At 62.5% G+C, this 9,276-nt stretch carries 6 protein-coding genes; 4 read left to right on the top strand and 2 right to left on the bottom strand.

Features of this window, described 5'->3' with window-relative positions:
• Nucleotides 1-57: 57 nt before the first annotated feature.
• Nucleotides 58-2,904, bottom strand: coding sequence for a M16 family metallopeptidase (locus ASN89_RS08530; RefSeq protein ID WP_058048981.1), 2,847 nt, complete (start codon nt 2,902-2,904; stop codon nt 58-60).
• 294 nt (nt 2,905-3,198) lie between these two features.
• On the opposite strand from ASN89_RS08530, the gene ASN89_RS08525 reads away from it, so the two are divergent.
• From ASN89_RS08525 to ASN89_RS08515, 3 genes are all read left to right on the top strand, one after another.
• Complete coding sequence (locus ASN89_RS08525) at nt 3,199-3,468, top strand: hypothetical protein (protein ID WP_046682419.1); 270 nt, start codon at nt 3,199-3,201, stop codon at nt 3,466-3,468.
• An 83-nt stretch (nt 3,469-3,551) separates the two neighbouring features.
• The gene (locus ASN89_RS08520) at nt 3,552-5,099 is read left to right on the top strand and encodes a TerC family protein (protein WP_046682418.1); all 1,548 of its coding nucleotides are present in this window, start codon (nt 3,552-3,554) and stop codon (nt 5,097-5,099) included.
• A gap of 67 nt (nt 5,100-5,166) precedes the next feature.
• Nucleotides 5,167-5,745, top strand: coding sequence for a DUF3617 domain-containing protein (locus tag ASN89_RS08515; protein ID WP_046682417.1), 579 nt, complete (start codon nt 5,167-5,169; stop codon nt 5,743-5,745).
• Here ASN89_RS08515 and ASN89_RS08510 read toward each other — a convergent pair.
• Entirely contained in the window at nt 5,733-6,842 is a 1,110-nt protein-coding gene (locus ASN89_RS08510; RefSeq protein ID WP_046682416.1) for a porin, read from the bottom strand. The two genes, ASN89_RS08515 and ASN89_RS08510, sit on opposite strands and share 13 nt — an antisense overlap.
• Before the next feature lie 318 nt (nt 6,843-7,160).
• Between ASN89_RS08510 and ASN89_RS08505 the strand changes: the two genes are divergently transcribed.
• Entirely contained in the window at nt 7,161-9,272 is a 2,112-nt protein-coding gene (locus ASN89_RS08505) for a site-specific recombinase (protein WP_058048985.1), read from the top strand.
• Nucleotides 9,273-9,276 lie beyond the last annotated feature (4 nt).

Raw genomic sequence — 9,276 nt, 5'->3', positions numbered from 1 at the left:
AAATAAAAACCCCGCCGGCAAGGTAACTTGCCGGCGGGTTTTTTTTGTTGAAACAGCTTATTTCGACGTCGTTGCCTTGGCGCCGCTTTCGCCCTCTTTCGCCACCTTGGCAAAGTCGCCTGCCGTCACCACCGAGACGGCCGTTGGCTTCAGGTATTCGCGCAGGCCCTGGTTCACTTGCGCCAGGGTCAAGGCGGCCACTTTCGTTTCCAGGTCCTTGTCGTACGCCATGGTGCGGTCCTGTGCCAGGTAGCCGGCCAGTTCGCGCGCCAGGCCCGCGTCTTGCGTGCGGCCCACTTCTTCCGATTGCAGCCAGCCTTTCTTCGCTTCGACCAGTTCGGCTTCCGTGAAGCCATCGGCCAGCACCTTGGCGATTTCCTCGCGCAGGGCCGCTTCCACCTTGACCGTGTTTTGCGGCGCGCTGATGGCGTAGGCCATCCAGTAGCCGGCCGGCTCGCGCGACGGGATGCTCACTTGCGAACCGACGCCGTACGACAGGCCTTCCTTCTGGCGGATACGGTCGGCCAGGCGGCTGCGCAAGGCGCCGCCACCGAGCATGTGATTGGCGATCAGCAGGGCCGGATAGCTGGCGGCGTCATCCTTGAGGGGAATCGGCTGGATGGCGAACAGCACGCTGTTGGCCTTGTCCGGCGTTTCCAGCGTGACTTTCTCGCCGCTGACCGGCTTGACGGCATCCAGAATGCGCACGTACGGCTGCTGCGCCTTCCAGCCGCCGTACAGGCTGGCCACTTGCGCCTTCAGCGCGGCCGGGTCAAAGTCGCCCACGGCTGCAAAGGTGGCGTTCGACGCGCCATAGTAAGCGCCGTGGAAGGCTTTCACATCGGTAACCTTGATGGCTTTCCATTGCGCCAGTTCGGCTGGCAAGGTGGCCACGTGGCGCACATGGCCTTCCGGCGTCGCGTCGAGCAGGCGGCGGAAGGCGTTCACGGCCAGCGGCTGGGGCTCAGGCAATTCCTGCTCCGCGCGGCCGACTCTTTCGCGCTGCAACTCCAAAAATTCCGTTTCGTTCAAGGCCGGCTTTTGCAGCACTTGCGCCAGCAAGTCCATGGCGGCCGGCAAGTTCTCGCGCTTGCCCGTCAGCATCGCGGTGACGCCCTCGGCGCCGCCCGTGATGGCCACTTGCGTGCCCAGCTGGTCAAACTTGTCCTTCACTTCCTGGCGCGACAGCTTATCCGTGCCGCGCGACAACAGATTGGCCGTGTAGCTGCCCACTTGCGCCTTGCCGCGCAAGCTCTCTTCGCTGCCGATCTGCAATTTCAACACGACGCTGACAGTATTGCCCTTGGTTTTCTTCGGCAGCAAGGCACCCTTCAAGCCGTTCGGCAAGGTGAAGCGCGTCGTGCGCGCTTCGATATTGTCAGGGCTCGGGTCGAACGCTTCGCCCTGCGCCACGACGGCGCGGCCCGTGTAGCCGGCCAGTTGCGGCGCCACGTCGGCGTAGGCCGGCACGACGGTGCGGTCCGGTGCATCGGTGGGGATGAAACGGCCCAAGGTGCGGTTCGAGCTCTTCAGGTATTTCTCGGCCGCCGCCTGCACCTGCGCCGTCGTCAGCTTGTCGAGCTGGTCGCGCTGCAGGAAGAACAAGCGCCAGTCGCCGGCCGCCAGCGATTCCGTCAGGGCAATCGTCATGCGCGCCGTGTTCGACGTGATCAGTTCGACCTGCTTGTTCAGCTGCTGTTTCACGCGCGCCACTTCCGCGTCCGTGACCGGTTGCGACTTCAAGTCCTCCAGCACTTTCAGCATGGCCGCTTGCGCCGCGTCGAGGTTGCCATCGACGGGCACCAGCGCGCCAAACAGGTTGTAGCCCGGCTCCAGGTTGCTCACCGCGTTGTATTCAATCTTGCTGGCCAGCTTGGTTTCCACCAGCGCCTTGTGCAGGCGGCCAGCCGGTGCGTCCGTCAGCACGTGGCCCAGCACCTCGATGGCGACGGCGTCCGGGTTGCCGGACGGCGCCACGTGGTAGCCGGCTCCGACAAACTGCGTGCCGCCGCTGCGGCGCACCGTCACGGCGCGCTCGCCATCCTGCACGGGTTCCGCCGTGTAGGTCGGCTCGATCACGCGCGTCGGTTTCGGGATCTTGCCGAACAGCTCATTGATCTGCTTCAAGACCTTGGCTTCGTCGAAGCGGCCCGCCACCATCAGCACAGCGTTATCGGGCTGATAATATTTATGATAAAACGCGCGCAGGCGGGGAATGTTCACCTGCTCGATGTCGGAACGGGCGCCGATGGTCGACTTGCCGTAGTTGTGCCAGTCGTAGGCGATGGCCTGGATGCGTTCGCTCGTCACGCCGATCGGATCGCTCTCGCCCATCTCGAACTCGTTGCGCACGACGGTCATTTCGCCCTTCTGCGTCTTTGGATTCCACAGGTCGTTCTGGTCGATGGCCGCGTTGACCATGCGGTCCGCTTCCATGGCCAGCATCTGGCGCAGGTTGTCATCGTTGGCGGGGAAAGTGGCGTAGTAATTGGTGCGGTCGTACCACGTGGTACCGTTGAAATCGGCCCCCGTCGAGTTCAGGATCTCGACCGGGGTTTTGCTGCCCTTCTTGATGCCGAAGTTGGCGCTGGGCTTGAACAGCAAGTGCTCGAGCAAGTGGGCCATGCCCGTTTCGCCATAGTTTTCATGGCGCGAACCGACCAGGTAGACGATGTTGGTGGTCAGTGTCGGCTTGCTGGCGTCCGGGAACAGCAGCACGCGCAAGCCATTGGCCAGGCGGTATTCGGTAATGCCTTCGACGGACGTGACCTTGACGGCGGCGGCGCGGTTCGGCGCAGCCTTGCCGGCTTTCTGGGTCGGCGCGGCTTCCACCGGAGTGGCGGCCAGGATGAACGACGGCGACAGGATGCCGGCGGCAAGCAGGAGAGCGGTAATTGGTTTCAAGGCAAGGTCCTGGTAACACTACATGATTAGGCAAGGCGCAACGGCAAGCGCCATGGAATACATACTGAGTGCAAGAATGATCACGGAGCTCGCGCTGCGTCTTCGCCGCCACGTGAAATTATTGCCATTTCATAATTTACGTCATGCTTATCAGTTACGCAAGCCCCTGTCATCAAGCTGTTATGTGCGCGTGCTATACTCCACGGTTCCAGAACTATCTGCCTGTATATGAGACGAGCTCTCGTCCTGCTCTGCCTTTTTGTTTTCATCGCGTTACCCCAGGCGTTCGCCAGCATGGCCTACGCCAGCCCTTCCCCATTCCAGCACCTTGATGTGGCCGGCGTTGCCGCCACGCCTGCCGCAGATTGCATTGACCCCAGCGCCCATGCCGGATTGCCCGGCGACAGCTGCGCCGCCGACGAATGCGACAACGACCCCATCACGCTGTACCCGACCTCGCGCCAGGCGGTGCCGTTTTACGCCATCATTTGGCAAGCGGGACCGGGCGCACTTTCCGAAGCGGACGTGCGGCTGGCCACCCGGCCGCCGCGCGTCCGCCACTGAGACGAACACAGCAGCACCCATCACGCCCGGGGCACTAGCCGCCAGGCAAGCTTGATACTTACTGACTTTACAAGGTTACACACATGGAATGGTTATTTGACCCGACAATCTGGGTCGGCCTGCTGACGCTGGTCGTACTGGAAATCGTACTGGGTATCGACAACCTGATCTTCATCGCCATCCTGGCCGAAAAGCTGCCGCCGCACCAGCGCGACAAGGCACGCGTGCTGGGCCTGACCCTGGCCCTCGTCATGCGCTTGGGCCTGCTCTCGCTGATTTCCTGGCTGGTCACCCTGACGACGCCATTGTTTTCCATACTGACATTCTCGTTTTCGGGGCGCGACCTGATCCTGCTCGTCGGCGGCCTGTTCCTGCTGTTCAAGGCCACCAGCGAGCTGCACGAGCGCCTCGAAGGCGTCACGCACGCCCAGACGGGCCCGAAAGTCTACGCCGGCTTCGGCCTCGTGGTGGCGCAGATCGTCGTGCTCGACGCCGTCTTTTCGCTCGACGCCGTCATCACGGCCGTCGGCATGGTGGAAAACCTGTACGTGATGATGGCGGCCGTCGTCATTTCCATCGTCGTCATGATGCTGGCCTCGAAGGTGCTGACGCGCTTCGTCAACGCCCACCCCACCGTTGTCGTGCTGTGCCTGAGCTTTTTGCTGATGATCGGCCTGTCGCTGGTGGCCGAAGGCCTGGGCTTCCACATTCCGAAAGGCTACCTGTACGCCGCCATCGGTTTCTCCATCGTCATCGAGTTCTTCAACCAGCTGGCGCGCCGCAACTTCCTCAAGCTGCAATCGAACGCCCCGCTGCGCGACCGCACGGCGCAAGCCGTCCTGAGCCTGCTGGGCGGGCGCAAGGGCCGCGAAACCGTCGAAGAACACGAAGTCAAGGAATTGCCCGACGTCTCCGCCTTCGGCGTGGAAGAGCGCAACATGGTCAGCGGCGTGCTGACCCTGGCCGAACGCTCGATCCGCTCCGTGATGACGCCGCGCGGCGACGTGTCGTGGGTCAACCTGAACGACAGCAGCGACAAGATGCTGCAACTGCTGCGTGAAACGCCGCACAGCATGATTCCTGTCTGCAATGACGACCTCGACAATGTGGTCGGCATCGCGCGCAGCAAGGACCTGATCGAAGACCTGGTATCGCACGGCAAGATCGACCCGGCCAGCATGCGCGAAGCCGTCGTCGTGCCGGAAGCGGCCGGCGTGCTGAAAGCCATGGAAACGCTGAAGCGCTCGCGCGGCCAGCTGGTGCTGGTGGTCGACGAGTTCGGCACCGTGCAAGGCGTGCTCACGCCGATCGACATCCTGGAAGCCATCGCCGGCGAATTCCCCGACGAGGACGAGCAGCCCGACGTGGAAGTGCTGGGCCCCGGCCACTGGCGCATCGACGGCGCGACGGACCTGCATTACCTGGAGCAAGTGTTCGAAACGGAAACCCTGGTCAGCGAAGACGGCGAGTACAACTCGCTGGCCGGCTTCCTGCTGGCGCATTTCGAAAACATGCCGGCCGTGGGCGAAGTACTGGAACTCGACGATTTGCGCTATGAAATCGTCGAGGCGGACGAGCGCCGCATCGCCTGCGTGGACGTGCGCCGCATCGAGCCCGATCACAGTTTGTAACACAATGGCAAGCGTGCCCCGCTTGCCATGCCGTATGCTGGGGTCTGCCTTTTCTGGAGACGCCAACATGAAACATTCTTTGCTAAGCCTCAGTTTACTGGCTTGCGCCGCCTTGGGCAGCCAGGCCAGCGCCCAGGCCGCCTCGTCGTCCCCCACCATCAAACCGGGCCTGTGGCAGGTCGACAGCAAGATGGCGTCGCCGGACGCCGCCACCGACAACGCCATGTCCATGGTGCTGCAGCAGCTGGGCAACCTTCCTCCCGATCAACGCAAGCAGCTGGAAAGCATGGCGGCCAGCCGCGGCATGGCCATGCCCACCGTGGACGCCAGCGGCGCCGTGCGCGTGACGGCTTGCGTGACGCCGGAAATGGCCGCGCGCAAGCAGATTCCCACGGGCCAGCCCGGCGATTGCACCTCGAAGAACAAGGACATCGCGGGCGGCATGCAGGTGTCGTTTACGTGCGCGAATCCGAAATCGAGCGGCGAAGGCAAGGTGATATTCAGCGGCGAGCAGGCGTTCAACATGCAGCTGGCGGTGACGACCAGCGCGCGCGGCACGCCGGAACAGGTGAATGTGACGAGCAACGGCAAGTGGCTGGGAGCAACGTGTCCTGCGCCATCAAGCGCTGCTGGTCAGAAACCGTGACGGAAGCCCATGTTGAAGGCGGCGTCGCCACGGCCCGCGTCGCTGGCATTGCCCACCGTGTAGCGGGCGCCATTCTTGTTGTGGATCTTCGCGTAGGACGCGTAGAAATCGCTGCGCTTTGACAGGGAATACGTGAGGCCGACGGCTACCTGCTTGGCGTCGCGGTCGGCCAGGTCGCGGTCGTCCTTGCGCACGTACGAGGCCAGCAGCTTGAAGCCGCCCACGGGCACGGACACGCCCAGCAAGGTGTCGCGGCTGTCCGACGACGACATCGACAGGGCCAGCGAGCTGTAGGCATTGTTCGGGTCCCACGGCGAACTGCCATAGCCCTTGTTGACGCCCACGGCGGCAAAGGCGGTGGCCACTTTCAGGTCAATGTTCGCCGCGATGAGGGTGTTGCGGGCCGACATGTCGATGGCGGGCAAGGTGCCGGAGGCGAGGATGAAGTTGTTTTTGCGCTGGTGCGACACGCTGACATTCACTGCGCCGGACGAATAGCCGAGGGTGGCGCCATAGGCGCGGTTGTTGGCGCTGCTGTACGGCGACTCGCCAAAGCTGTAGATGGCGCTGGCGGTTACGCCGCGCAAGGCCGGTGTCACGTATTTGACGGTATTGTCGTAGCGTTTCACGCTGTAGCCGGCCAGGTTGCTGGCGCTGCCGGCCATGCCGCCCTTGAACGGGTCGGCCACGTCGGTCAGGGTCAGGTATTGCAGGTTGTACTGGCGCCCCAGGGTCAGCGCGCCCAGGCGGCTGTCGAGGCCCACGTAGGCCTGGCGGCCGAACAAGCGCCCCTCTTCCGACTGGCCCGTGTCGTTCTGGATGCCCGCTTCCAGGGTAAATACGGCCGATACGTCATTGCCCAGCGCTTCGCGGCCCTGCACGCCCAGGCGCGAACCGGAGGCGACACCGCCGGACACCTTGGCGCCGGCGCAATTGGCGGCGCAGCCCCGTTCGGCCACGATGCCCGCGTCGAGCACGCCGTACACGGCAACGTTACTGGATGCGGCACTGCCTGCGCCATCGGCAGCCTGGGCCGTCGCGCCCAGCGCGAAAGGCCCCATCCCTATCACAGCAAGCGCAAAATACGAGGTCTTCATGATAAATATCTCGGTAACGTGAATGAAACTTCCCGGTATTGATCAGGACATGCGCTGTGTGTCTGATCTCAGTGTTACCTTATCCCCGCTTTTTGTCCAGCCATCCGTGCGTTGTACAACAGAAACTTCAGCTTAGTCCCGGGAAATGCGTCGTACCCTGACAACACGCAAGATTGACCATGATTGTGGCAATTTGCGGCGAAATGGCGGTAATTGCAGGCCCTGCCGTAAAGCAATGTTCGGTGGCGAACGTTGCGCGATCTGACGCAGGCGGTACACTACTGGTTTTACCGACAGCGGCTCGCCCGTTTTTTCTGCATGCTAGCTATCCTCGAACGCATTGACCCCAACTCCAGCAATATCGACTTGCTGGTGGAATTGTTCAACTCACTGCGTCCCAAGCGCTCCCACGACAGCGCTACCGCGATTGCCAACGTGCGCACCCTGCGCCAGCTTCTCAAAGGTAACCCCGCCCAAGCGCGCGCCCTGCACGAATACGTGCTGCGCGTGCTGGCCGCGCGCCGCCACGCCAGCCTGTACACCGATATCGGCGTGCTGTCGAACAGCGGTTTTTTCACGGAATTGAAACGCCGCATCGCCTACCGCATGCTGCCGCCCGCCTTGGGCGACGAATACCTGAACGACGCGCTCGACCAGGTGCTGTACCTGAAGACCGATTATTTATGGATCAGCAACGTGCCCGCCACGGACTGGCTGGAACTGTTCGACGTGCTGACCAGCGACGAGATCGAACTGGCCGTCGGCGATGGCAACATCATGCTGCCAGGCATGCTCGACGCCATCCGCACCCTGTCCTACCGCGTCTGCGCCATGGGCCTGGAACCGGAACTGACGCGTTTTCACAATGAAATCGAAGTGTTCCAGTCGCCGTTCATGGTGCAGAATACGGAAGTAAACGCCTACCTGGACGCCTACACGAGCCTGCTACAAGGCGATATCGAACACATCGAGGACGCGCGCCATTTGCTGGTGATGCTGGACCAGTGCGACGCTGTCATCGCCAAGATCCGCAAGAAGGCGCTGTACCAGGGCACCAGCATTCCTCTCACGTATTTATTGGTGGCGCTGGCGCAAAGCATCGAACGCCTGCGCAAGCTGCTGTTCCTCGTCGACACGAGCGGCGAGCTGCCCGCATCGAACAACGTGGACATCGCCGCCATCACCGTCGACGCCACGCAGGACTTGCTGCACCCGCAGCCCGTCAGCCGCCGCCGCGCGGGCGCCGTCGGATTGGCGCTGGAACTGATACGCGCGCATAACCACAAGTACAAGGTCAGCGACCTGTTTTCCGACAATATCAACTTGCTGGCGCGCAATGTGACGGAAAACGCCAGCCGTACGGGCGAGCACTACATCGCGGAAAACCGCCGCGAAATGGGCGCCATGTTCCTCTCGTCCGCCGGCGCGGGCGTGATCATCGGCTTCATGGCCCTGTTCAAGATATTGATGTCCTACCTGCGCTCGGCGCCGCTGGTCGAAGCGTTCATGTTCAGCATGAATTACTCGATCGGTTTCATGTTCATCCACTTGCTGCACTTCACGGTGGCCACCAAGCAGCCGGCCATGACGGCGTCGCGCATCGCGGCCGGCCTGCACAGCAAGGATGGCCGGAACATCGACCTCGACAGCATGGCCGAACTGATCAACAAGGTCTTCCGCACGCAAAACATGGCCGTGCTGGGCAACCTGGCCACCGCCATTCCTACGGCCTGGCTGATCGCCCTCGGCTACAAGGCGATCACGGGGCACAATCTGGTGACGCCCGAAAAAGCCATGCACTTGCTGCACGATATCGACCCCATCGGCAGCCCCGCCATCTTCTACGCCATGATCGCCGGCGTGTGCCTGTTCGTGGCCGGCCTGATTTCCGGCTACTATGACAACCAGGCCCTGTACACGCGCTGGGCGCAGCGCATCGCGCAATTGCGCGGCCTGGGCCGGGTGATCGGCCAGGAACGCCTGCAGCGCCTGGGCCTGTACCTGGAAAACAACCTGGGCGGGCTGATGGGTAACTTCTATTTTGGTATCTTGCTGGGCTCCATCGGCACCCTGGGCTTTTTGATCGGCTTGCCGATCGATATCCGCCACATCACCTTCTCGGCCGCCAACTTTGCGACAGCCCTCGTGGGCCTCGACCACAACATGAGCTGGCAACTGGCCGTCAAGTCACTGTCGGGCATCTTCGCCATCGGCACGGCCAACCTGCTGGTCAGCTTCGGCCTGGCCCTGTGGGTGGCCCTGCGTTCACGCCAGGTGCGCTTCAAGCACGGCATGCAATTATTGAAGATTCTGGGCAAGCGCTTCCTGCGCTCGCCCATCGTCTTCTTCTTCGGCTCGAAAAACCCGCCACCCCTGGCACTGCTTGACGAGTCGGCAACCCTGTCACTGACGAACAAGGCTCAAAAATGACCGC

It is taken from the genome of Janthinobacterium sp. Ant5-2-1, assembly GCF_001445815.1.
Lineage (GTDB): Bacteria > Pseudomonadota > Gammaproteobacteria > Burkholderiales > Burkholderiaceae_D > Janthinobacterium > Janthinobacterium lividum_E.
This window is presented reverse-complemented; position numbering and strand designations above follow the sequence as displayed.

What these genes read in the sequence shown, in the direction of transcription:
- ASN89_RS08515 (WP_046682417.1), top strand. Translation starts at nt 5,167, where the DNA reads ATGAAACATTCTTTGCTAAGCCTCAGTTTACTGGCTTGCGCCGCCTTG.
- ASN89_RS08505 (WP_058048985.1), top strand. Translation starts at nt 7,161, where the DNA reads ATGCTAGCTATCCTCGAACGCATTGACCCCAACTCCAGCAATATCGAC.
- ASN89_RS08510 (WP_046682416.1), bottom strand. Translation starts at nt 6,842, where the DNA reads ATGAAGACCTCGTATTTTGCGCTTGCTGTGATAGGGATGGGGCCTTTC.
- ASN89_RS08525 (WP_046682419.1), top strand. Translation starts at nt 3,199, where the DNA reads ATGGCCTACGCCAGCCCTTCCCCATTCCAGCACCTTGATGTGGCCGGC.
- ASN89_RS08520 (WP_046682418.1), top strand. Translation starts at nt 3,552, where the DNA reads ATGGAATGGTTATTTGACCCGACAATCTGGGTCGGCCTGCTGACGCTG.